This window comes from Bacillus sp. 95MFCvi2.1 (genome assembly GCF_000374965.1).
Taxonomy (GTDB): domain Bacteria; phylum Bacillota; class Bacilli; order Bacillales; family Bacillaceae_G; genus Bacillus_A; species Bacillus_A pseudomycoides.
This window is the reverse complement of sequence record NZ_KB895697.1, coordinates 59,539-82,763: the sequence shown is the minus strand read 5'-3', so window position 1 is coordinate 82,763 and position 23,225 is coordinate 59,539. Positions and strand designations below refer to the sequence as shown.

The 23,225-nt window shown below is 34.2% G+C and carries 21 protein-coding genes, 6 pseudogenes and 1 riboswitch; of the genes and pseudogenes, 18 read left to right on the top strand and 9 right to left on the bottom strand.

Features of this window, described 5'->3' with window-relative positions:
• The first annotated feature begins 62 nt into the window (after positions 1-62).
• The 3 genes and pseudogenes from C568_RS0113125 to C568_RS0113110 all read left to right on the top strand — a co-directional run bounded on the left by C568_RS0113125 (position 63) and on the right by C568_RS0113110 (position 1,933).
• The gene (locus C568_RS0113125) at positions 63-617 is read left to right on the top strand and encodes a CGNR zinc finger domain-containing protein (protein WP_018781777.1); all 555 of its coding nucleotides are present in this window, start codon (positions 63-65) and stop codon (positions 615-617) included.
• A 37-nt stretch (positions 618-654) separates the two neighbouring features.
• Positions 655-1,044 (top strand): annotated as a pseudogene (locus C568_RS31915) (IS200/IS605 family accessory protein TnpB-related protein); the annotation flags it as partial.
• Positions 1,045-1,324: 280 nt separating this feature from the next.
• The gene (locus C568_RS0113110; RefSeq protein ID WP_331271561.1) at positions 1,325-1,933 is read left to right on the top strand and encodes a PepSY-associated TM helix domain-containing protein; all 609 of its coding nucleotides are present in this window, start codon (positions 1,325-1,327) and stop codon (positions 1,931-1,933) included.
• Between the two features lie 316 nt (positions 1,934-2,249).
• On the opposite strand, the gene C568_RS34735 is transcribed toward C568_RS0113110, so the two are convergent.
• Both C568_RS34735 and C568_RS0113100 read right to left on the bottom strand, forming a co-directional pair.
• Positions 2,250-2,393 (bottom strand): hypothetical protein, encoded by a 144-nt coding sequence (locus C568_RS34735; protein ID WP_003198661.1) that lies wholly within the window; start codon positions 2,391-2,393, stop codon positions 2,250-2,252.
• 99 nt (positions 2,394-2,492) lie between these two features.
• A riboswitch (cyclic di-AMP (ydaO/yuaA leader) is annotated at positions 2,493-2,636 on the bottom strand.
• Positions 2,637-2,678: 42 nt separating this feature from the next.
• A complete protein-coding gene (locus tag C568_RS0113100; protein ID WP_018781773.1) occupies positions 2,679-3,137 on the bottom strand; it encodes a GNAT family N-acetyltransferase in 459 nt (152 codons plus the stop codon).
• A 553-nt stretch (positions 3,138-3,690) separates the two neighbouring features.
• Here C568_RS0113100 and C568_RS0113090 point away from each other — a divergent pair.
• Positions 3,691-4,812: an AI-2E family transporter gene (locus C568_RS0113090; protein WP_018766287.1), complete on the top strand. Its 1,122-nt coding sequence runs from the start codon at positions 3,691-3,693 to the stop codon at positions 4,810-4,812.
• Between the two features lie 43 nt (positions 4,813-4,855).
• On the opposite strand, the pseudogene C568_RS30775 reads toward C568_RS0113090, so the two are convergent.
• From C568_RS30775 to C568_RS0113080, 3 genes and pseudogenes are all read right to left on the bottom strand, one after another.
• Positions 4,856-5,140, bottom strand: a pseudogene (locus tag C568_RS30775) (1-deoxy-D-xylulose 5-phosphate reductoisomerase); the annotation flags it as partial.
• Positions 5,123-5,367: pseudogene (locus tag C568_RS30770) on the bottom strand (NUDIX domain-containing protein); the annotation flags it as partial. The pseudogenes C568_RS30775 and C568_RS30770, both read right to left, overlap by 18 nt.
• A 19-nt stretch (positions 5,368-5,386) precedes the next feature.
• Positions 5,387-6,226 (bottom strand): DUF2785 domain-containing protein, encoded by an 840-nt coding sequence (locus tag C568_RS0113080; protein ID WP_018766290.1) that lies wholly within the window; start codon positions 6,224-6,226, stop codon positions 5,387-5,389.
• A gap of 127 nt (positions 6,227-6,353) precedes the next feature.
• Between C568_RS0113080 and C568_RS31910 the strand changes: the two are divergent.
• From C568_RS31910 to C568_RS0113065, 3 genes and pseudogenes are all read left to right on the top strand, one after another.
• A pseudogene (locus tag C568_RS31910) lies at positions 6,354-7,187 on the top strand (hypothetical protein).
• Positions 7,188-7,309: 122 nt separating this feature from the next.
• Positions 7,310-8,332: a tyrosine-protein phosphatase gene (locus tag C568_RS0113070; RefSeq protein WP_029427257.1), complete on the top strand. Its 1,023-nt coding sequence runs from the start codon at positions 7,310-7,312 to the stop codon at positions 8,330-8,332.
• A 252-nt stretch (positions 8,333-8,584) separates the two neighbouring features.
• Positions 8,585-9,280 carry a YjjG family noncanonical pyrimidine nucleotidase gene (locus C568_RS0113065; protein WP_018781768.1) on the top strand — a complete coding sequence of 232 codons (696 nt, stop codon included), beginning with the start codon at positions 8,585-8,587 and terminating at the stop codon, positions 9,278-9,280.
• Positions 9,281-9,384: 104 nt separating this feature from the next.
• Here C568_RS0113065 and C568_RS0113060 read toward each other — a convergent pair whose 3' ends face one another.
• Together C568_RS0113060 and C568_RS36430 are read right to left on the bottom strand one after the other, a co-directional pair.
• On the bottom strand, positions 9,385-9,588 hold the full coding sequence (locus C568_RS0113060; RefSeq protein WP_018781767.1) for a helix-turn-helix transcriptional regulator: 204 nt from the start codon (positions 9,586-9,588) through the stop codon (positions 9,385-9,387).
• A pseudogene (locus C568_RS36430) lies at positions 9,567-9,668 on the bottom strand (DUF3796 domain-containing protein); the annotation flags it as partial. The pseudogene C568_RS36430 and the gene C568_RS0113060, both read right to left, overlap by 22 nt.
• Before the next feature lie 117 nt (positions 9,669-9,785).
• Here C568_RS36430 and C568_RS0113055 point away from each other — a divergent pair.
• From C568_RS0113055 to C568_RS0113025, 7 genes and pseudogenes are all read left to right on the top strand, one after another.
• Entirely contained in the window at positions 9,786-9,980 is a 195-nt protein-coding gene (locus C568_RS0113055) for a hypothetical protein (RefSeq protein WP_026008613.1), read from the top strand.
• 361 nt (positions 9,981-10,341) lie between these two features.
• Positions 10,342-11,067: an ABC transporter ATP-binding protein gene (locus C568_RS0113050; protein WP_029427255.1), complete on the top strand. Its 726-nt coding sequence runs from the start codon at positions 10,342-10,344 to the stop codon at positions 11,065-11,067.
• On the top strand, positions 11,060-12,715 hold the full coding sequence (locus C568_RS0113045; protein ID WP_018781764.1) for a putative ABC transporter permease subunit: 1,656 nt from the start codon (positions 11,060-11,062) through the stop codon (positions 12,713-12,715). Before C568_RS0113050 ends, C568_RS0113045 begins: the two co-directional genes overlap by 8 nt.
• 112 nt (positions 12,716-12,827) lie before the next feature.
• Entirely contained in the window at positions 12,828-13,586 is a 759-nt protein-coding gene (locus tag C568_RS0113040; RefSeq protein ID WP_018781763.1) for an SDR family oxidoreductase, read from the top strand.
• A 387-nt stretch (positions 13,587-13,973) separates the two neighbouring features.
• Positions 13,974-14,627: a hypothetical protein gene (locus tag C568_RS0113035; RefSeq protein WP_006095300.1), complete on the top strand. Its 654-nt coding sequence runs from the start codon at positions 13,974-13,976 to the stop codon at positions 14,625-14,627.
• A gap of 112 nt (positions 14,628-14,739) precedes the next feature.
• Positions 14,740-14,996: pseudogene (locus C568_RS34730) on the top strand (aromatic ring-hydroxylating oxygenase subunit alpha); the annotation flags it as partial.
• 272 nt (positions 14,997-15,268) lie between these two features.
• A complete protein-coding gene (locus tag C568_RS0113025; protein ID WP_018781761.1) occupies positions 15,269-16,255 on the top strand; it encodes an NAD(P)-dependent alcohol dehydrogenase in 987 nt (328 codons plus the stop codon).
• 188 nt (positions 16,256-16,443) lie between these two features.
• Here C568_RS0113025 and C568_RS0113020 read toward each other — a convergent pair whose 3' ends face one another.
• Positions 16,444-17,760: a histidine--tRNA ligase gene (locus C568_RS0113020; protein ID WP_018781760.1), complete on the bottom strand. Its 1,317-nt coding sequence runs from the start codon at positions 17,758-17,760 to the stop codon at positions 16,444-16,446.
• Positions 17,761-18,204: 444 nt separating this feature from the next.
• Between C568_RS0113020 and ybaK the strand changes: the two genes are divergently transcribed.
• A complete protein-coding gene (gene ybaK, locus C568_RS0113015; RefSeq protein ID WP_018766302.1) occupies positions 18,205-18,678 on the top strand; it encodes a Cys-tRNA(Pro) deacylase in 474 nt (157 codons plus the stop codon).
• 303 nt (positions 18,679-18,981) lie between these two features.
• On the opposite strand, the gene C568_RS0113010 is transcribed toward ybaK, so the two are convergent.
• The gene (locus C568_RS0113010) at positions 18,982-19,191 is read right to left on the bottom strand and encodes a hypothetical protein (RefSeq protein WP_033794507.1); all 210 of its coding nucleotides are present in this window, start codon (positions 19,189-19,191) and stop codon (positions 18,982-18,984) included.
• A gap of 425 nt (positions 19,192-19,616) precedes the next feature.
• Between C568_RS0113010 and rraA the strand changes: the two genes are divergently transcribed.
• The 3 genes from rraA (at position 19,617) to C568_RS0112995 (ending at position 23,203) form a co-directional block, all read left to right on the top strand.
• Positions 19,617-20,102, top strand: a complete 486-nt coding sequence (rraA, locus tag C568_RS0113005) for a ribonuclease E activity regulator RraA (RefSeq protein WP_018781759.1) — start codon at positions 19,617-19,619, stop codon at positions 20,100-20,102.
• Positions 20,103-20,487: 385 nt separating this feature from the next.
• On the top strand, positions 20,488-22,317 hold the full coding sequence (locus tag C568_RS0113000) for a DUF4430 domain-containing protein (protein WP_018781758.1): 1,830 nt from the start codon (positions 20,488-20,490) through the stop codon (positions 22,315-22,317).
• 55 nt (positions 22,318-22,372) lie between these two features.
• Complete coding sequence (locus C568_RS0112995; RefSeq protein ID WP_018766306.1) at positions 22,373-23,203, top strand: DUF4430 domain-containing protein; 831 nt, start codon at positions 22,373-22,375, stop codon at positions 23,201-23,203.
• Positions 23,204-23,225 lie beyond the last annotated feature (22 nt).

Below are 23,225 nucleotides of genomic sequence, written 5' to 3'. Positions count from 1 at the left end.
AACTGTTTTATATTATAATTATACATAAAGTCAGAAAAAAGTAAATTTTAGAAAGATGGTGAATGAATTTGAGTCACGGCCAAGAGGCACCAGGACAATTAGAAGATGTAAGAGATTTTTTAAATACATGGAGAATTCCAAATGACACAAGAAAGCAGGTAGATGAGCTTAATACAGTAGATGATGTACTTCAATTTATGAGAAACCATTTTGATGAGGAACTCTCTTTTGGTACGTTGGATGAGCTGAAGCAATTTAGAGATGGAATTCGTTTCGTGGTTGAGGAGAAAGGGACACTACAAGAATGGTTTAGAAAGTATCCGTTTCGAGTATGTGTGACAGAGAATATGGATTCTGTTGCATATGAACCAATTGGAGAAGAAAATTTGTATACGATGATTTTACAAAGTATTTTGGTTGCTATTGATCAAAAGAGATGGAGCCGGTTAAAAGCATGTCCAGATTGCCGCTGGGTTTTTTATGATTATTCTCGTAATGGGAGTAAACGTTGGTGTGGTATGTATGCTGGAGGTAAAGATGGGAGAGCGTGTGGTACGATTGCGAAAGTGAAAAATTATCGGGCGAAGAGAAAAGGACGTTCAGGTTATATGATGTGAATTTTAGAGAGGAATGAGAAGTGGAGAAATGTCGTTTATAAAGAAGATGACAAGTGCAATTCTAGGTCGCGCGGATAAAAGGGGCGTGGCTGTCTTTTAAGTCAATCCCGCTTACACTTCGATTGCAGGAAAGATGAAATATATGCGAAAATTCGGTATCTCTATTCATCAATCTGCTGCTTTTACGATTGGGCGCCGGGGGTTAGGATACAAAGAAAAAGTGCCGCGGGTTCTGCAGCTGTATATTCCAAAGAAAGATGCACATCACTGGAGTCATTGGCATCAATTGAACAATCGTTTGGCTATTCGCACACATCATTTCTATCAGTTATAGGATGCGAATCGGCCAAACGAAGCATTACAAATTGAACGATTGGACGTATTGGAAAATGAAAAGAAGAAACTAGCCAAATTATCTGTATTATAAAAAAGAACGCCTTGTCCCAGTCTTTTACGCTTATTACCAGAGCAGATAACAAGTCTAGGAACTGGATGCATGACAAGGTGTTCTACTCTCGATATAAGAAAAAAGTAGCTGTACCTCTTTTGTTTTCCTCGGAAGATCGAATGGGTCGTCTTAGGGACACTACGGAACTTCTATATCGTTGTATCCTCTTTGTTGAACGAGAGGAACTGTTTTTGCTAGGGCCGAAACAGGAGAATCCTCCACCTCAGGCTCGTGTAGAGGTAGGTGGGGGTAGTTCAATATTCGTCAAAGCAAGAATCAATATGTAAAGCAATTTGATCTACATAGAGTTATTGGTGCAGTTTCTGTTCCATTTTTACTTATCGTTTCGTTAACTGGTGGTCTTTTTGTGTATGATAAAACTATTTTTGGATGGTTTGGTGCAAAGGCTACTGTGATGCCAGCGAAAGAAAAGCTAATTTCTAAACCTCTTTCAGGAGGAAAGATTCCTCTTGATCGATTGTTACATACAGCTGAAAAAGAAGTGCCAGAAGGAACAATTATGCAAGTGAGAATTCCAGAGAAGGTGAAAAAAGGAAAGGCAGAAGGGGCTATCAAAATTCGTATGAGCCGCTCGTATGATCCAGGCAACGGGAATGTAAAGGTGTGGATGGACCAGTATAGTGGAAAAGTAATAGCAAAGATGGATCCCAATGTAGATCGTGGCCTTACCCATCAAACTTGGCATCTTCCGTTACATACAGGGACATTTGGTGGACTATTTACAAAAGTCTTATATGTAATCGGTGGACTTACTCCATCTATTTTAATGTTTACTGGAATATATATGTGGTGGTATAAGAAAAAGAATAGGAGAATGCAGAAAAGAAATTCAGTAACTGCAGCATAGTATCTTATTTTACAAACTTTGCAGTTGCTTGTTTGGAAAGTGTGCTTTGTTTTGTGCCTATATAATCATAATAAGGAGGCTTAGTAAGAAAGAGAAATTATATGAGAACTAAAAGGACGTATGTTCTAAGTGATTCAGTAGCAAACAAAACTTCATTACACATGGTAATGAAGTTTTGTTTTTCTGAATAAATCGAATAATGTTTTTTCACTTAAAGAAAGAAAAAGCATGAAAGGCCTAACTTAGTAAAGTGCAGCATAGTTTTTTAATTTATAACGTTTCTATCTTTACCTATTAGCAATTTTAGCATGTTAATTTATCTTTTCGGCTGAAAAATATGTTGAAAAAAGTATTTGTGATGTAAACTATCTACAATTTTGTTTGCTTGATACGTACGCTGTTGCTCCAATCGGAGGCGTTGCTCCATCATTTTTATTTCATGATCTGATAAACGTAACATTGTACAAGTCTCCTTTACTATAAATATAGTTTTTTATGATAACGATTCCATACACTTTATAGTTAAGGAGGGATACTGTGTAACATAGGTAAAAAGCACCTTCCCTCTCCCATTACGCTTACGAGGTTAGCTGTCGGACTCGGGAAGTGAGAGTTCCCCTACTTAAAAAAGATTCGCCCCAAGTAGCATAGGCTACATAAATGGTTCCCCCGTTCCAAAATTTGGATTCAGCAAAAGGTTTTATAAAGTAAAAAATAACATAATAAAACATATAAGTCAAACTATTTATTTTTTTCTGTCTTTTTCTAATTGAGTAAGGACGATTTCGTCGGGTACTACAATGTCGTTTACTTCAACAAAGCCGTGTTTTTTATATAGAGAAAGGGCAGGGATGTTTGCTTTCCCTGTTTGTACAATATATTTACTTGTATCAGGGGATGCGCTAAATAAATGAAGGAGTAACTTTGTTGCAATTCTTCTATGGAAATAGTCGGGTGATACAACTAGGCGATGGATATCAATAATTGCTTCTTCATTTACAAAAGAAATAAAACCTATTAGTTTATTTTCAAGGATGTATCCATAAAATGTCTCATTACAATTTTGAATGTCTTTCACAGTATCATATAAACGTGGGATTGCTACACTGTTAATGTATTTTGCCTCCACCTGATAAGCAGGAATTTGGATTGCTAAAATAGCGGATGCAACTTCAATAGAAGCAGGATTCATTTTAAAAATCATTTGTCAATCTCCTTTCTGAAAGAGGGAGCGTAGGTTGGTTTTTGTCTTGAAATAAGATACAATTCACATCGAATCGTGCTAAAATCCTAATTTAGAATGAAAAAAGATATTTTAATATACTTATAATCTCCATGTTGTTTGACAGAATTTAGTTTTTTTGGATACAATGTATGTACATAATTTCGTGTTATTGTAGTAAATCTCCTTTTGTGAATAGTTATAATTCAATGGAAATTACAAAGCGCTAGTAATTAAATAAGGTGGTTTATAACTTTTGTATTTAATTATAAATTAACATCCTAATAGAAAAAGAGAACGAAAAATGGGATGGATTATCACATTTTTCGTTGGGGCTATTATAGGCATTATAGCAGATAAGGGAAGGGATTTCTTCATGGCATGTTTGGTAATATTATTGTTGGTTTATTAGGTGCAATTGTATCGGCTTTAATTGTATCATTTGTAGTAAAAGCTACATGTAAATAGAAATATATTACTGATTGTCTCATAAAGCCCTTTTTAAGGGCTTTTCATACTTAGAGAGGTGGTATATTTGGAGAAAATAAATTTACGAAAGAGAGATAAACTGAAAAAGTTTTTTAAAGAGCAAAATTATTTAGCGGTGCTACTTGGATTTGCCTTACTATTTGTGAATATATTATTACTAACAAAAATTTCGTTTGTATTTACACCGTTCATTGTCTTTTTAAAAACAATCTTTTTTCCAGTGTTGTTAGCTGGTGTACTATTTTATATTTTACATCCATTTGTTTCGCTTTTAGAAAGAAAAGGTGTTTCTAGAATCATTTCCATTGCTTCTATATACATACTTGTAATCGGGTTGTTTGTTTTTCTTGTTGTAACAGTTATTCCGATTATTAAAGATCAAGTAAATGCATTAATAGATAACTTGCCATATTTCGGTCATGAAGTTGAAAGGGCAGCACGTAGATTTGGAGAAAGTAATATAATTGGAAAGATTCAAGATAGCTTAAATATTGATGTAGGTAGTATTGTAAAAGATTCTACAATAAATTTTACAAATTCCCTATCATCAGTGACAGGGAATGTAACTGGGTTCTTAAGTACACTTACAGAAGTAGTTCTTACATTTGTAATGGTTCCTTTTATATTGTTCTATCTCTTAAAAGACGGTGAACAATTACCAAGATACTTTTTGAGATTTATTCCGGAACAAAGACGATCTTCAGCTAAGCTTATATTAGATGATATGCATTACGCCATTAGCTCATATATTAGAGGGCAAATTATTGTTAGCCTATTTATTGGTATTATGTTATTAATTGGTTATTTAATTATTGGGATTAAATACGCCGTGTTACTTGCAGTTTTAGCGATGATTGTAAACGTTGTACCATATGTAGGACCGATTATTGCCATTCTACCTGCTTTAATCATTGCCTTTATTGATTCACCAGCAATGATTCTAAAAGTCATTATTGTGATGATGATTGTACAATTGGCAGAAGGAAAGTTTATTTCACCGCAAGTCATGGGGAAAAAATTAGATATTCACCCAATTACGATTATTTTTATTATTTTAACAGCGGGTAATCTATTTGGAATTATGGGAGTCATCTTAGCGATTCCGGGATATGCGATATTAAAAGTGCTTGTTACACATGGGTATCGATTTATTAAATTAAACACGTAAAGAAAAGAGCTAAAACAGAGAATGTGTCTGTTTTAGCTCTTTTTCATTTTTTAACTAATAATTGATTTGCATATTCGCGTGCCCAACGATCCGCTTCTAATACTGTTTCTAAAGAGGGATTCGTGATGCTGTGATGTGCCTCAAGTGTAGAATAAATTGTTTTTTCAATATCAAAAAATGAAATTTCATTTTTAAAATATAGTGCATTTGCAATTTCATTAGCTGCATTTAAGACTGCAGGTGTTGTACCACTAGTTTTTCCAGATTCATAAGCATAATGTAGGCAAGGGGATTTTTTGAAATCTGGTTTTTCGAAATATATTTTACCATGATAATTCCTCCAAAGTTGTAGAATCCTTTTCTGCAAACCTATACTTCTCATTTTGCAGCTTCTTCTAATGTTTCTCCATATTCAAGAGCACCACCAATAATGCCCCACATATTAAAATCAGTGCGGAGTTGAAGTGATATCTCATTTACAATAATAACGTGTGAACCAATTAGTATAAGCGGGTGATTACCTACGAGCTTCCGCATGTCTTTGATATATCTCATTTTCTTTTCTCCTTTAGAATTAGCAATACTTATGTAATTCTTGTAACATTTTTTCTGCTCGATTTGCTACAGAAGAAAGGTTTGGGTCTATTTTTGTTCTGAAAAATAAGGTTCGTAAAAAAGTTTTTAAATTTGCACATAATTTACAGTATTCATGACAAGAGAGTCTTTTTTTGAGCTGTGGTAAACGTTTTATTTTTTTATAAATAATCGAAAAAAGTTGATCTCTTGAGAAATCATAATAAAGCATAGATAGGAGGGTGGTTACAATTCTTTCATCTTCGTTATTATGATATACGGTAGAGTAAATGAAAATTTTATTTAATATGCAATGAGCAATCTCTTCATAGCAGGAACAGGTAATATGTGGATTGTGTACGAGTTCGTTAAAAACATCAGATGCATGGGCAATGCTATGAGCCCAGCCTTTATCTTGTACATATCCACGGTAATCTATTTCAAGATTCATATATGTAATAAGCTTTTCTTTTACTTTTTGTACTGTTTCTTGTAATAAAAATGAATGAGAATTATCGAACTGTATAATTAAACCTATTAATAAAGTGGTATAAGAACGAGTGAAAACTCCATCCGTATTTGGAGAGGCAATTTCTCGATATAAGTAATTATTACTTAGACAGGTTGTTAATAAAGTCTCCAATTGATCATGGGGTAGGAATTCATTTTGAATAAAGTGTGAAAAACATTTATATATTAATTGATCACGTACATAGCTATCAGTCGTGCCAATGTTTTGAATCATATGGGAACTTAACTCGTTAAGATCGATGTTCTGCATCTGTGTATAGTCATTTTGCTGGATGAGCTCCAATTGTTGTTGCAATGCAATGATATCCAAAGCTCCTCCTCCTCTGTGCTTTAGTAATGAATTGTTTCCTAGTATTCTATATATTCGAGGACAATCCTGCTCATGCAAGGATAAATAATAACCTCTCCCGAAGTAGTCAACAAGGAGGGAGCTTATTATGTTAAAACAAAAGCTTAAACATATGATTGCACTATATCCAGTTGTATTGTTTGATGGTTGGCATATTGAAAATGTATCGGAACGTCAAGAAGGAGAGAAATGGGAAACACTTTGGTTTCAAGTTTTTACACGAACAGGAGTATTTCGAGTAAAAGAGTTTTTTCTAGATATTATGGAGCCAACATTTCCTGATAGTTGTATGTATCAAGCACAAGGTGAATGCTTTCAGTATAATGGTCTTGTATATTGGAGGGGGCTGAATTATAAAGGTAAAGTTAGTTATGCCATATCTAAATGGAAAACGCAGATTGAAATTTCGATCGATGAAGGGTTTGTGCAACAACAAGAAATGGAAAAGTTCTTGGAAGGTTTGCAACCATTAGATTTAGAGAAGGCAAAAAAACAAATCAATAAACCGTTTCATCAATTAAGTTTTCAAGCAAGAGTACCAAATGGTGGTGAAATAAGCAGATGTAGTAAGTGGTTTTCACCAAATGAAATACAATATAACGCTTTACCAATTACAGTCTCAAATTCTTGGCGAATCGAATCTATTGGTTTAGGAAATAATGAAATGCAATATGTGTACTGGGATGTAAAAGAACAACTATATGCACTTTGGGCGTGTCGCCATGTGAAGCGTAATTACTATCCAGCATCTTCATGGATTAAAAATTACAGTTCAATGCAAATGATAAATGGACTAGAATTTTATACACATCCTTAGCGTGGCACAGTTGTATATCAAGATTTAGGTGACGAGCAGATTGCCTATGTATTTCGTGGTATTCCAACTACAACATTCTTAAAAGTACAAGAAATCTTTTCTTAATTTCTAAGAAAGACAAGGGAGTGTCATAAATATAGTCACGACAGAACTAGTATATTTGTAATACAATAAAATAGAGTATTGCTTGATTTAACGGATTATATAGAGAAAGTATTGGTGAAATGATGAAACAACATAAAAGCTGGTTACAGGCAAGTGTAGAACGAAATCTAGATAATAAGTTACATATATTATGGGAAGATGAAGTAGAGGAAGTTGCTATTTATTGGAGTACTTCATCAGAAAAGATTGAGGAAAATGGACAATTTTTATTAAGGGTATCAAAAGCATCTTCTTGTACGATAGAAGATCCAAGCCCTAAAGCACGTCCTTATTTTCGATTAGTAGCAAATAATGGACAAGTAGTTACTGTAGCTGAACGTAGGTTATCACTACAAGGAGCATTTAATTTCCGTGATTTAGGTGGTTATGAGACAAGTGATGGCCGCAAAGTAAAGTGGGGCAATTTATATCGTTCAGAGGAATTAGCAGGATTAACAGAATGGGATATTGCTTATTTACAACAGTCTGGTTTAAAACTAGTATGTGATTACCGAACAGATTTTGAAGTAAAGCATAAACCAAACCCAAGTATCACTGGTGTTCGTCAAGTTTGTTTACCAGTCATGCAAGATATAGCAAAAGATCTAAATATTAATGAGTTTTTCCAAGTCGGAGATTTATCGATGCTTGGAAAACCAGGTGAATATTTGGTGAAAATGAACAAAGGCTTTGTAGAGGGTAATGAAGCATTTGTACGCTTTCTACAGCTAGCTCAAGATCCGGGAAATTTACCGCTAGTTAATCATTGTACAGCTGGTAAAGATCGAACAGGGTTCGGTTCTGCTTTATTATTACTTCTTCTTGGTGTCCCGGAAGAAACGGTGATGCAAGATTATTTATTAAGTAACGGATTCCGTGAAAAGTTAAATCAAAAAATGATGGCCTTTTTAGGTGCAAAGTTACAAAATGAGGAAAGTAAAGAGATATTAGGGGCTATGTTTGAAGCTCGTGCAGAGTATTTACAGGCAGCAATTGATGAAATTACCCATAAATTTGGCAGTATTGAAATCTATGCTGAAAAAGGACTGGGCTTTACAAAAGAACAACTAGAAAATATGAAAACATTGTTACTAGAAGAGAAGTAACATGTAAATTGTTTTGATGGGAAATCCTGTATTATGTATATAATATAGTTTTATTAAATGAAGAATGAGACAGAATAAATGAACAAATCTGTATTAAAAGAACTGAATTTCGAAGGGGAAATCCAGGATCAGCTACACAACATGTAGTAGAAGATAGAGAAAAAATATAGGTAGGTTTATAGACGTTCTGATTATGAACAGAAATTGAAATATATATTCAAACTAGAGCAGTAGTGAGTAATGGAGGTACCTATGAAATATAAAGTTATCTTATTCGATGTGGATGATACATTATTTGATTTTAGTATGTCTGAAAAAAAGGCATTAAATAAAACGTTTGTAGATTTCGGATTACCTACGGGATTGGTAGATTATGAAGACAGTTATAAAGAGATTAACAAAGTATTATGGAGGGATTTAGAGCAGGGGATTCTAACCTTATCTGAATTGGGAGTGGAGAGATTTAGGAGATTATTTCTAGCTCATAAGCTTGAAATAAATGCTGACATATTCAACAGTATATATCTTGGCTATTTAGGGACAGAAATACATATGGTATCAGGAGCTGTAGACTTGTGTAATACGCTTGCTGATTGTCGGCTAGCTATTATCACGAATGGGTTCACAGATGTGCAGAAATCTAGAATCAAGGGGTCGCCTCTCTGTGATACTTTTGAGCATATTATCATTTCGGAAGAGGTTGGATTTCAAAAACCAGCGCGAGGGATTTTTGATTATGCATTTTCAAAGCTGCAGATTACAGATAAAGAGAGCGTATTAATTATCGGTGACTCGTTAACTTCCGATATTCAAGGAGGAATAAATTACGGGATTGATACGTGCTGGTTCAACCCGTATCGCAAGGAAAATAATATGGGCATTAAACCAACATATGAAATTCGTGATTTAACCGATATTATAAGGATTGTAGGAAAGACGGGGAACTAAGGGTTTTTTAATGAATTCTTTTAGCTACACTGGGCTATTCTCAACAATAGGTGCAAATTTTACAAAAATCCCGCTTTCTACGTCATAGTAGAGAGGGGGATTTACTATACTTCATCAAAAATGAATATTTCCTCAATAGAAGCGTTGGATGCTTTTGCAATATCATAAGCCAATTGTAAAGAAGGGTTATATTTTCTCTTTTCCAAATGACTAATGGTTTCGCGTCGAACACCAATAAGCTTTGCTAAATCATTTTGGGTCATATGTGAATGGGTGTGGTATTCTTTTATTTTTGTTGTGAATGCCATGGCGCATCTTCCATTTCATCAATTGGTTTGTTGTATAAATAAATAGAGAATCCAAACGTAAGAATAAGTAAAACAAATAGGTAAATGAAAAGTGAATAATATATATAATTAAAGTTCAGAAAAATGATAATATTTAAAAGTTATAAACAGTAAAAATATTGTAAAATGGTTGCAAGAGGAAGGGGGAAATGGAACACATGATTAAGTGGATGTTAATTGTTTTATTGATTGTGGCAGTAATCGTTGTTGGAACAATAGTAGTCGGGAAAAATGGAGATGAAAATTATAGTAAATCAACGAAAGGGAATATTACAAGGCTTACAATGATTTACCTTTTGTTAGCAGTTGTTTTAATTGTTGGTCTAGGTATATATATATATTTTAATGGCTAAGGAACTATATATAGATTGAAATACCGATATAAAACTTTCCTTTTAGGTGGGAGAGAGTATCCGTCTTTGGATAGAAGCGGTCAATGCCTTTTTTAGCCCTATGCCACGTGAAACCAAATGGAGAAAACGAGTGGGGATTCCTTTTTATTTTCGCGGCTGTGATGTACATGTCGGAAAATCAAAATGAATATATATACTTACTATAGGAATAATAGTGAATTCCTTTTTCTGAATGCATAAATAAGTTATAAAAAGATTTTGTGAAAGATTATTCAATCTGAGAAAATGCAAAAATCTAAAAATACAAGTATGCTATAATAGAGATATAGTTTATTGGTAAATGAGGAAAGGATTGGATAAAATGATTGAAATTGTGAATGTGTCAAAAAGTTATAATGGTTCTTCTTATGCTGTGAAAGATTTAAGTTTAACAGTACCTAGTGGAGAAATTTTTGGATTTTTAGGGCCGAATGGTGCTGGGAAATCAACAACAATTAAGATGGTAACAGGTATTCATGCAATAGATAAAGGAACAATTTCGATCAACGGAAAAGATGTGATGAAAGAGCCTATGGAGGCAAAGAAAACATTTGGTTATGTTCCGGATAGTCCAGATATGTTTCTGCGATTAAAAGGGGTAGAATATTTGAATTTCATGGCTGATATGTATGAGGTGCCCAATGCAATTAGACAGGAAAAAATTCAATTTTTAGCAGAGAGATTTGATCTTTACAATGCATTGTCTGACCAAATTCAAAGTTATTCACACGGAATGAGACAGAAAATTATTATTATCGGTGTTCTTCTGCATGATCCAGATGTATGGATTTTAGATGAGCCAATGACAGGGCTTGATCCAAAATCAGCATTTATTTTAAAACAGATGATGAGGGAGCATGCAGATAAAGGAAAAACGGTATTCTTCTCTACACACGTACTAGAAGTAGCCGAGAAGTTATGTGATCGTGTAGCGATTATTAATAAGGGGAATTTGCAGTTCCAAGGAAATTTAAATGAAATGCGAGATCATTTTAAATCCAATGAATCACTTGAAAAAATGTTCTTGGAGATGACAGGAAATGAATAAAATTTGGACATTAACAAAAGTATTATTGAAATTAAATTATGCAGATATCATAACGGATAAAAAGAAACGGTGGGCGTATGCATTTTCATTTTTAGCATTACTATTTGCGGGCTTTATATTTATTGGTCCACTTACATATGGAATGTATGTTGGAATGAAATCAATTGGTCAGGAAACATCGATAATCGGAATGGGATTAGCTGTTGCGAGCATATGGGTATTTGTAACTAGTATTACGAACATTTTAACTGTATTTTATTATAATAATGATGTTGAAACCCTATTACCTTTACCACTACAACCATCACAAATTATTACGGCGAAATTCATTACGGTATTAATTACACAATATGTAATGGGATCTTTTATTTTATTTCCACTCTTTATTGTTTACGGTTTGCAAAGTGGTGCATTTATTACATACTATTTATATGCACTATTAATTTATATATTTTTCCCTGTTATTCCATTAGTACTCGCATCACTCTTAATGACAGTTATTATGCGTTATACAAATATAGCCAAGAATAAAGATCGCAGTAATATATTTATCGGAATATTAACTTTATTATTCGTCGTAGGTATTAATGTATTTATTCAGTGGAGAAACAAAAGTGCAGTATCAGGGGATATGGTTGCAAATTACTTTGCTGATAACCAATCGTCTCTGTTCGTTCAAATGACAAATTATTTTCCAACAACATACTTTGGTGCAATGGGATTAATAGAAAATGCCTCTTGGAAAGGAATTATATACGTTGTGATTTTTGCAGCGATTTCCTTAGCGTTTTTTGGGTTGTTCTTCTATGTTGCACAGCGTACATATTTAAAAGGAGTTATCGGACTTTCGACGAGTACTGCAAAAAAAGAGGCTATCTCAGCAGAGAACTTAAAAAAATCGACTGTACAAAGTTCACATATAAAGGCTTATGTAAAAAAAGAGTTCAAAATTTTATTCCGAACACCACAATTTTTTATAAATTGTATTGTGCAAACTTTCGTGATGCCAATTATGCTATTCTTTATTCTTTTCGTACAAGAGGGAAACTTAAAGTGGTTAACAAAATTTATAAAAGAGCCAGAATGGTCTGGTCTAGCTCTTGGCATAGGTTTTTGTGCAGGACTATTCTTAATGGGAAGTAATGTCATTGCTACAACGTCTTTTTCTAGGGATGGAAGCTCGTGGTTTGTTAATCGTTATTTACCAGTAAAGGCAGCAGATATATTTTTTGCAAAAGTCTTTACAGCATGGCTTATAAATATAACAATTTTAGCTGTGTTTGGTCTTATCATGACAATTGTTGCCGGTGTTTCACCACTCTTTATGTTGTTATGGTTTTTACTAAGTGCAAATGGCCTTTGGTTAACGAATTTAATCGGTACACGTTGGGACGCTCAAACGGCGGATATACATTGGGATTCAGAGCAGAAGTTGTTTAAAAGCAGATATACAACTCTGTGGAATTTCCTTGCAAATATTGCGATGGATCTAGTAATCGTAGGCGTGGTTGTTGGATTATACTACTTCTTTGGAATCGGTATGTGGGGCATGTTTAGCATTCTATTAATCGTATTTACTATTATAAATGTAATCGTAACACGCAGTTTACAATTAGGAGCAGAGCGCATTCTAGCAAATATTAAATAAAAAATGATAAATCCTCTGTATTCATGCAGGGGATTTATTTGTAAGGAATATTACGCATAATTCTAATTTACTAGAAGGTATATTTTATTTTGTAAAATAGGGGGAGAAACAAGTGACGAAAATAGCAATTGTTACAGGAGCGACACGTTTAAATGGAATTGGAGCAGCGATTTGCAAGTCGCTTGCTCAAAATGGCATTGATATTTTTTTCACGTACTGGCCTCGGTATGATAAGGCAACGCCGTGGAGTATGAATGATCAGGAACCATTTTTATTGAAAAGAGAGATTGAAAATTTTGGTGTTCGCTGTGAAATGGCTGAGGTAAATTTAGCTCAGTCCTATGCACCTAACCGCTTATTATATATGGTATCAGAACGATTAGGAGAACCGTCTATTCTGATTAACAATGCTGCGTATTCTACAGATACAAATGTTGAAGGGTTAGATGTAGAACAGTTAGATAAACATTATACGGTCAATGTGCGCGCTACGATGCTATTAAGTACATTATTTATTAAAAATTACACGTTTGAAACGAGTGGAAGTATTGTCAATCTTACCTCTGGACAATCGCTTGGACCAATGCCGAATGAACTTGCTTATATAGCAACGAAAGGAGCGATTGAAGCTTTTACTACTTCAGTAGCACCAGTTGCAATGAAGAAGGGGATTACTGTAAATGCTGTTGATCCAGGACCAACCAATACAGGGTGGATGACAGAAGAAATGAAGGCATATTTAGTAACCAGATTTCCTGCTGGAAGAATAGGAGAGTCGGTGGATGTAGCACGTTTAATAACGTTTTTAGTAAGTGAAGAAGCAAAATGGATAACAGGACAGATCATTCATTCGAATGGTGGATTTTATTGATAATTTATAATTATATTATGTAAACAAAAATGTTGAGAAATAATACGAAGTGAGAAATATTTTATGAATTTATTTTCTGTGTAAAATAATTGTATTGTCAGAAAATGGGGACTTCTGATAGTGAAAAATGTAATTATAAATATATGGGTTATTTTTCATGGTTCTTTATAGGTCAATACATCCTCCGATTTTTATTGAAGAAAGTATCGTATAAAGCATGTTATATAGAGTAGAAAAAACGCGGATTTTAAAATTAGATTCATAGTTAAGTGTCGTATAAATATGAAGATTTCTGTCGGAAAGATGATGGTTAGAACAAAAAGGAATTTTTATGGATAAATAGAATCGTAAAGAGGAGGATAAAAATGTAAATATAGGAGGCTTTTTATGAAAATGAAAAAAATAACAATTGCATCACTAGCAATTGGTACAATGCTCTCCATTACAGCTTGTAATACCTCCACAGAAAAAGATCAAGTGAAAAAGGAACAAACGAACGCGCAGGAAGAAGCGAAAACAACGAATGCTGATGAAACATCTACAATGAAAAACGATGAGAAAGAAACAAACACATCTACTAACGAAAAAACAGAGAAAGATCAAAAGAATTCCAAAGAATCATCTGGAACTGAGAGTAGTGCGAAAACAACAAATGAGAAAACGAAAGAAAAAGAAACAAGTACAAAAACAACAGACCAAGCTACTAATGGAAAAACTGAAACGAAAGATACAAATAAAGGCGTGGCTGTGAAAACGAATGTGAAAGCAGTTGCGCAACTTATTGACAGTTTGGATAAACAATTAGCTGCAAACCCTAAGTTAGATACAGTGAACAAACTAGGGAAGCAAATAAATGAAAAATGGGATGTAATCGAAAAAGAGTTAGAAGCGACTCATCCAACTGATTATAAAACAATTGGACAAAGCATGTATCCTTTAATTGTTGCAGCTGAAAAAGAAAAAATAGATGTGAAACGAATAAAATCATTAACGACGAAAACAAAGCAAGATTTGAATCAACTATTAAACAAACTCTCATAATATAATTTGGTTATAAAATAGAATATTTTATAGAAAAGGAGAAACAATATAGGTTTCTTCTTTTATTTGTGTCTATTAAAGCTCGAATTTTCATACTATAAAACGTACATATGATGAAGAAGAAACAATAATTTTTGGATTAGCAGGTAGAAATTTTGCGAAAAAAATTCCGTTCCTACATATTTTAGCCGGTATAGTTTGAAAGTTCTTCAAGAAGATCAAGTGGTAGTAGAAAGTCAGCACTCAAGACCAATTCCGGAAGCTTTAAAAATGGAGGCACATGTATACGCAGATGCAGCGCAAATGAAGTTTAGGCAGAGATGGTTTCAATTTTTAACAAGTGAAGAACGAACTTGCTATTTTGATTGATAAAATAAGAATACCATAAAGTTATTATGTAAACTTTATTTAAAATTGTAGCTAAAAGATTATTTAGAGAAAAGTGGTCAACCTTTTAGTAAGCCGTCCTCTTTTGAGGTACCCGAATTGGAAAATATATATAAAAATAAGTATGATTTAAATACATTTTTTAATTAATAGGACAGGATAGTTTAGAACAATTATTGAAGAGTGAACCATTGTTCTATTTATTCATATTATCCGTATGATATTAATAAATAGAACAAAATGGAGGAAGATTAATGAAAGTAATTGTGTACACAAATTACGGTCCCCCCGACGTTCTTCAACTGAAAGAGGTAGAGAAACCTGTTCCTAAGCAAAATGAAATACTGGTCAAAATAAAAGCAACAACCGTAACAGCAGGAGATATTCGATCACGGAGTTTTACGGTTCCTCCTTCTGTTTGGTTACCAGCTCGAATCACACTTGGTTTTAGCCAACCTAAAAGAAAAATACTAGGAATGGAGTTAGCTGGAGAAGTTGAGTCAGTAGGGAAAGATGTCAAGCGGTTTAAGGAAGGAGACCAGGTTTTTGCGGCTACCCAAGTGGGTTTTGGTTCTTATGCCGAGTATATTTGTTTGCCTGAAGATGGAGCAGTATCTATTAAACCTTCTAATATAACCTATGAGGAAGCCGCTGCCATTCCAATTGGGGCACGTACAGCCTTGTTTTTTCTTAGAAAAGCTAACGTTCAGAGCGGTCAAAGTGTTCTTGTCTATGGAGCTTCTGGAAGTGTAGGAAGTTATGCGGTACAGATTTCTAAGTATTTCGGAGCAAAAGTTACAGGGGTGTGCAGTAACACAAATGTAGAATTGTTAAAATCTCTGGGAGCCGACCAGGTAATTGATTACACTGCAAAAGATTTTTCTACTACAGACGAGACTTATGATGTTATCTTTGAAGCGGTAAACAAGAGCTCATTTTCAGATTGTATCAAATTGTTAAAGAAGGACGGTACCTATATAAATGTCGTTGAACCGTTGCCAAGTGTTCGAATGCTATGGACTAAATTAACAAGTAGTAAGAAACTAATATTAGGTCAAAATGCACCTGAAACTTCCGAAGCATTAGACTTCCTTAAAGAACTTGTTGAGACGGGGAGGATAAAAGCGGTTATTGACAGGTACTATTCGTTTGAAGAGATTGTGGAAGCTCATAGATATGTCGAGCAGGGACACAAGAAGGGAAATGTTGTCATAAATGTGGAGCGTAATAACAAATCCTAATAAATAAAGAATGCTCTGAGGTGAATAACAATTTTTTTGGCAGCTGCTAAACAGTATGGCATTTATACATGTGATTAAACCCTCTAATAACACAAAAAACATTGATATAACAATAAAAAAGCAGAGCGAATTCATGTGCGAATTGCTCTGTTTTTTTATCTACTGCGGATACTTCAAAAGAGAACGGCTTAACCTTTTAGTAGGCTACTTTTTTTAAAATAGTCCTTTAAAGTTCCATCTTCAATGCAAGATAGGGGGAGCTTCATTTCGGTACCTTCCTTCATATTACGTAAAACAATGGTTTCTGTAGAGATTTCAGTATCACCGATAATAAGCACGTAAGGGATATTCTCTTTATTTGCGTAATTAAGGGACCGTTTTAATTTACGTCCAGCAAGTTCCAGCTCAACTTTGAAGGTACTTTTAGAACGCAAAAGTTGTGTAATTCGTAAACATTCCACTTCGGTGTTAATAGGAATAATGAAAATATCAGCACAAGTAGATTCCGTTTCTTTTTGCGTAAGAGCTGTATAAATAACATCCAAGCCAAAGGAAATCCCTACTGTTGGATAGGATGTATTGTCGTTACGAAAGGCTCCAATTATATTATCATAACGTCCGCCACTACCAATACTTGAAGTAATGCTTCCATCTGTTAAAAAAATTTCATAAACTGTGCCTGTATACATTGTAAGTCCTCTTGCTAAGAATGGATTGAAAACAGTATTGTCTTGGATACCAAGTGCAAGAAGGTATTGTTGTAATTGCTGTAGTTCATTGATTCCTTCCGTAACAAGTGAATTTGAGAAAATTTGTTTAAACTCATTAAGTTCTAATGTCATACAAGATTCAACTGTATGACAAACAACCTCTATAGTGTCATGTACTATTCCGCGGCTTTGTAAATCCTTCCGTACACCGTCAATTCCGATTTTTTCAAGTTTATCTAATGATAAAATAACATCGTTTGTTTGTTCATCTTGAATTTCAACTGATTTAAGAATACCTGTTAATAACTTCCGATTATTATATTGAATTGTAACATCTAAGTTTAAAGTTTTGAAAAGATCAAATGCCATGGCCATTAATTCAGCTTCAGCAATAACAGATTCTACGCCGACTATATCAACGTCGCATTGAATAAATTCACGAAACCTTCCTTGTTTTATTGGTCCATCACGAAAGACCTTTCCAATTTCATAGCGTTTAAAAGGCAGCCTGATATCCGGATTCATTGCTACTACTTTTGCAAATGGAATCGTTAAATCATACCGAAGAGCGATTTCACGATTTCCTTGATCACGTAGTGTGTACATTTCTTTTAAAATTTCAGCACCGCCTCCATATTTATAAGCCATAAGTTCATACATATTTAATGTAGGTGTTTCAAGCGGTTTACAACCATATCGTTCAAAAGTCTCTTCACAAGCACGTTTAATTTTATTTCGTAACAACTGTTCCGCGGGTAAATAATCTTTTGTTCCTTTTACATTTCTTACATCCATTTGAATCACTCCTTTTTTAAATTAAAAAAAGCTATGCAGGTATAAAAATACCCACATAGCTTTATGAATGCTTCGTGGGTAACAGGAAAAGCCCTGTACCCACGAAGAAAAAATTCTTCGGATACACGGCATTATGTATGATGATGAAGTTGGAAAGAAGTATTAGAATTAAACATATTCAATCTCTCCTTAAGTTTTTTCAAAAGTATAACAAATGATTTTTGAAATATCAATGTTTTTTGAAAATAAAAACAAGATTAATGGATGAATTAATCCTACTGTATATAAACAGTTTGAGTCATAGAATATGCTTGTCATTACTTGTTAAAAAATAGCAAAGTAAGCTACAATATTTATGTATTTGAAATTATATTTCCAATGTCTTTATCTCAATTCATATATTAAATAGTACATATAAATTTGTTGCAGGAGGATTTTAGCACAATGGAATACAAAACGAATGTAATGCGGTTATTAGATAAGAAAAAAATCAATTATAAACATTATAGCTATGTGGATACTGATGCGATTAGTGGAATAGATGTTGCTTTGGTATTAGGACAATCTCCTAATCAAGTATTTAAAACACTAGTCACCATGGGGAAATCAGGGCAGCACTATGTTTTTGTTGTACCTGTAAATAAAGAATTAGATTTGAAAAAAGCAGCTTCTAGCGTTCGTGAAAAATCAATAAGCATGCTGAAATCTAAAGATTTACTCTCGCTCACCGGCTATATTCATGGTGGCTGTTCACCGATTGGAATGAAAAAATATTTCCCTACGGTCATTGATAATAGTGCTATGGAGTTGGATACAATAATCTTTAGTGCCGGGAAGATAGGGTATCAAGTTGAACTAGGACTAGATGAATTTAAAAAAATAATTCGCTTTGAACTACACGATATTGTAGTTGAGTAGTATATTATTAATTCCGATGATTGAGTTGGAGATATAATAGATCCATGTACTGGAATGTAATAAAAAGAGCCATTTGGCTCTTTTTATTATTTTATCCCGCATTAACGGGCAGTAAGACCCCCACCTCAAGATTCAGTGAGAAACGAGGAAGATAGGTGGGGGATCAACTGTCCGTAAAAGCCCGATTGGTTCAACTAATAATCAGTGGGGGATGAAGAAAACCCCCACTGATTAAAGTTTCACTTTATTGAGAAGGCTTGCTCTTCTTAATGGAGTGAAGATAGTGGGGCTAGGTACTGAAATTTAATTCGTATTATTTTGGAATTTCGGTATCTTTTTAATACCTTCAGTTCCCATAATGCTGCCAATAAGTGCAATTAATACACTTGAAGAAATAAATTTGACTACATAATAAATGCCTGTTCCAGTAATTAAATCTAAGATTAAAAACTTTTTTATAGTTGAGCCTTTTATTATATGAATAACAATTGGATCATTTTTTCTATTCAATATTGTCACACCCTTATCCTTTTACAGAATTTGTGAGCGGGAAAGCCCACGTGCTTTAGCCGTGGGAGTGGTCAAAAGGAAAGGTTGTCATATTCACTCATGACTACATAATAGTTATCTAATTTCAGTGTTGATGATTAAAAAGTAAAAAGAGGTTAACTAGCTTTTTAACAAAAGCTTCATTATAAAAACAAAAGAGCAGCTAGCAAAAGCTAACTGCTCAGCCCCAGGGAAAGGGAGAAAAGATTGTAGGTACTACAAAATTGTATCAAAGCTATTCACCAGCCTTTATACAGTATGTACGGAATTTGAAATATTATGCAGATGGGAAAGAAGCTATAGTATACAAAATTTTGCAATATAAGACAGGTGAAAAATAAAACGACAAGAATATGTAACATATATTGAAAAAGAAGAGAGGGAGAAAGATGTGGAGAACGACAGATCTTTGTGATGTTTTTGAAGGAGACGTACAAGTATGTAAGCCTATTTTTCAATCATATGGAAAGAAAGAACAATTTCATGGGAGAATTGCAACGGTTAAAGTGAAAGATGATAATGTATTAGTAAAGGAAGCACTGCAAACTTTACCAGAGGGGACTGTGTTAGTAGTTGATGGAGGTTCTTCTACGAACTGTGCGTTACTTGGAGATAACTTGGCAAACATTGCAAAGGAACGAAATATAGCAGGGATTATTGTATATGGATGTGTTCGTGATTCTAAGGAACTGCGAAACATAAATATTGGTATTTTAGCATTAGGTACAATGCCGAAGAGAAGTAGAAAAGAAGGAAAAGGAGAAACAGAAATTCCTTTGCAATTTGGAGAAATTGAGTGGATTCCTAATCAGTATGTGTATGCTGATGAAGATGGTATTATAGTATGTGAACAACCGATTCATAGTAACCTGTAGTATCTATATAATAGAAGCTTTATAATTTAATGTAACCGGCTATTATTCTTAGAAAATAAATCAGAGAAAACATAGACAAAATCTCGTGTCAATAGTAAAATAATACAGAAATTTATAATTTGATGAATGTATAGGTATGTCGTTTATACGATAACTTTAAAAGGAAATTGGTGGAAATAAAAATGGGTTCGCCGCTAAAAGTGAATGTTATCACAATGATACATTCATCAGCTACATGATCTTTCCTATACAAATACAACCGCTACCTATGCGGATAGGAGGAGGTGTTGTGCATTTTGGTTTAGCACTCACGGTAGAGTGCTATTGCACGCCCTTGAAGGGCCTTTTTTTATGTATATGTAAGCAAAGGGAGGAATAACCAAGGATGGCAATGATAAAAAAATGGCTGCTTACGTTGATAATGGCAGTGGCATTAGTATTTGTTTCATTTACAAATACTGTACATATTACGTTTGCTGAAGGGAAAACAGCAACACTTGCGATCATTGGGGAATCGCAAAAAGGAGTTATTTTATGTCCGAAAGAAGTGTCAATTGAAGATGGAGAAACAGCCTATAGTTTGTTACAAAAAGTTATGGGGACTAAAGTAACAGCTGAGAATACGAAGTATGGTATGTATGTTAAAGGTATTGACGGTTTAATGGCTGGTGATATAAGTGCTACAAGCGGATGGGCATATGATGTAAATGATCAAGCTGCCATGGTAGGGGCAGATAGTTATAAATTAGAATCTGGAGATGTTGTTGCATTTCGTTTTGTTGTAAATTGGGACAATATGAGCATAGAAAAGTTGCAACAAGTACTCGATAAGAATGGAACTTGTAAAAAAGATTCAGGTACAGCAAAACCAGAAGAACAAAAACCAGATGGACAAAAACCAGAAGAACAAAAGCCGGATGGACAAAAGCCTGAGGAGAAAAAACCAGAAGAACAAAAGCCAGATGGACAAAAACCAGAAGAACAAAAGCCGGATGGACAAAAACCTGAAGCTCAGAAGCCACAAGAACAAAAGCCTAATGAGTTGAAAGAGCCAATCAAAAATGAATTACTAATGAAGCAATTAGATCAAGCGATTGCTAAAACATCAAAAAAAATGATGGAAGATGGAATCGATAGTGATTGGGTAGCAATTGCACTTGCTCGTTCAGGAAATAATATTCCAGTAGAAACAAAGATTAGTTATTTACAATCTTTAACACAAAAAGTGGAAAAACGTGTGGAACGATTTAGCGCTACAGATATAGCAAGGACTGTTTTAGCGGTATCAGCGGTAAATGGAAATCCAACAAATGTTGCAGGAAAGAATTTAGTTCAAAAACTATATCAATCTGAAAAACTAAATTCTGTTACTGGTTATACATTTGCTTTACTTGCACTTGATACAAAAAAATATGAAGTACCGGCTGGAGCAAAGTGGAATCGTGCGGCTTTAGTAAAAGAGATTTTAAATGGACAGCATACAGACGGTGGTTGGACATACAATGTTGAAAGTAGTAAGAAAGAAGCTAGTAATATTGATGTAACGGGTATGGTTTTATCGGCATTAGCGCCATATCAGAAACAACCAGAGGTAAAGCAAGCTGTAAAAAAAGCAGTAAAATATTTATCAAATAAACAATTGAACACTGGCGGATTCGAAGCTGATGGCCAAGAAAATTCTAATAGTGTTGCACAAGCGATTATTGGACTTACTATTACAGGGATTGATCCAACTAGTGAAGCATTTACTAAAAATAATGTAAACGCAGTTCAAAATTTAATATCATACCAACTTGCAAATGGTGAATTTAAATGGTTGCCAAGCGACGAAGAGGGTAGTAGTATGGCTACTGAACAAGCACTTTTAGCACTTGTTCAATATAAGGCATTTGTAAATGGTAAAGGTTCTATATATGATTGGACAAATTCATCAACTGAAGATGATATAAACTTAGTTGATGAGCCGAAGGAACCTGTAGTGGATGAGAGCAATGTGATTGAAAAGCAAGAAGTCATTCAAAAACAAGAGAAACAAACAAACGATGAGAACTCTCGTGTTGTTACGAAAGATAACACAGTAAATAATGAAAAAACTGCGAAAAATCGTCAGTTACCAAAAACAGGAGCATCTGCTTGGGATACTGCTATGCCAGTAGGAATGGGCGTATTATGTATCGCTTCAGCATATGTTTTATGGAGACGAAAAGCAGCTTAACAAAAATTAGGAGCAATGATTTGCTCCTAATTTTATTAGGAAAGGTGAGAAAAACATGAATATGATGAAATGGTTATTCTCAGTTGTCCTTTCATTTGGATTGCTTGTTGGATGTAGCCAAAATGAATCGAAATCTGAACAAAAAGCAATTTCAAAAACGGAACAAAAAGAGAAACTGAAACAAGAAGAGAAAAAGGAAGAAAGTAAACCGGAAGAACAGCAAGAATCAGTAGAGAAAAAGCAACAAGAAGAGCTACAAAAGGACAATCAGGAACAAAAATCGCAAGAACAACCTGAAATAAAGAACGAAGAGAAAAAAGAGCAAGAACCAGTTGCTCAGCAAAAACAACAAGGACAAACAAAAGCGCAGCAAGAACAACCTGAGCCAGCGAAAGCGCCAGAAGCAAAAGAAGAGGCTAAAGTAGTAAATCAGCCGAAAGAAACACCGAAGCAGGAACAGCAGAAAGATCCCAAGGCTAAAGAAACAACTCAAGGAGGAGATTCTGTTTCTGGAACGGTTATACCAAGTCCTGTACCATCAGAAGGAGAGGGAAAACCAGATCCGGTACCACCACCAAAACCAGAGGAAAAGCAAGTTACCATTTCGGTACATGGAGATCAGGGGTATTTATTAGGTGCGAAAAAAGTAGATATGCAAGAAGGAACTACAGTTTTTGATGTACTAAAGAATACGGGATTGGAGATTGATTCAACTGGATCTGGAAATAGTAAATATATAAAAGGAATCAATGACTTATATGAATTTGACAAAGGACCGAAAAGTGGATGGAAATACCGTGTCAATGGTACTTTTCCAAACCGAAGTGCAGGTGCATATAAAGTAAAACCAGGAGATAAAATCGAATGGGTATATGTGTTAAATTAGGAAAGGGCTTTAGGTAAAGGTT

Coding starts and splice junctions, on each gene's coding strand:
- C568_RS34735 (WP_003198661.1), bottom strand. CDS start 2,393: ATGTTACGTTTATCAGATCATGAAATAAAAATGATGGAGCAACGCCTC.
- rraA (WP_018781759.1), top strand. CDS start 19,617: ATGTGGAGAACGACAGATCTTTGTGATGTTTTTGAAGGAGACGTACAA.
- C568_RS0112995 (WP_018766306.1), top strand. CDS start 22,373: ATGAATATGATGAAATGGTTATTCTCAGTTGTCCTTTCATTTGGATTG.
- C568_RS0113060 (WP_018781767.1), bottom strand. CDS start 9,588: ATGGCATTCACAACAAAAATAAAAGAATACCACACCCATTCACATATG.
- C568_RS0113100 (WP_018781773.1), bottom strand. CDS start 3,137: ATGATTTTTAAAATGAATCCTGCTTCTATTGAAGTTGCATCCGCTATT.
- C568_RS0113025 (WP_018781761.1), top strand. CDS start 15,269: ATGAAAGTAATTGTGTACACAAATTACGGTCCCCCCGACGTTCTTCAA.
- C568_RS0113000 (WP_018781758.1), top strand. CDS start 20,488: ATGGCAATGATAAAAAAATGGCTGCTTACGTTGATAATGGCAGTGGCA.
- C568_RS0113055 (WP_026008613.1), top strand. CDS start 9,786: ATGATTAAGTGGATGTTAATTGTTTTATTGATTGTGGCAGTAATCGTT.
- C568_RS0113045 (WP_018781764.1), top strand. CDS start 11,060: ATGAATAAAATTTGGACATTAACAAAAGTATTATTGAAATTAAATTAT.
- C568_RS0113125 (WP_018781777.1), top strand. CDS start 63: ATGAATTTGAGTCACGGCCAAGAGGCACCAGGACAATTAGAAGATGTA.
- C568_RS0113020 (WP_018781760.1), bottom strand. CDS start 17,760: ATGGATGTAAGAAATGTAAAAGGAACAAAAGATTATTTACCCGCGGAA.
- C568_RS0113065 (WP_018781768.1), top strand. CDS start 8,585: ATGAAATATAAAGTTATCTTATTCGATGTGGATGATACATTATTTGAT.
- C568_RS0113035 (WP_006095300.1), top strand. CDS start 13,974: ATGAAAATGAAAAAAATAACAATTGCATCACTAGCAATTGGTACAATG.
- C568_RS0113050 (WP_029427255.1), top strand. CDS start 10,342: ATGATTGAAATTGTGAATGTGTCAAAAAGTTATAATGGTTCTTCTTAT.
- ybaK (WP_018766302.1), top strand. CDS start 18,205: ATGGAATACAAAACGAATGTAATGCGGTTATTAGATAAGAAAAAAATC.
- C568_RS0113070 (WP_029427257.1), top strand. CDS start 7,310: ATGAAACAACATAAAAGCTGGTTACAGGCAAGTGTAGAACGAAATCTA.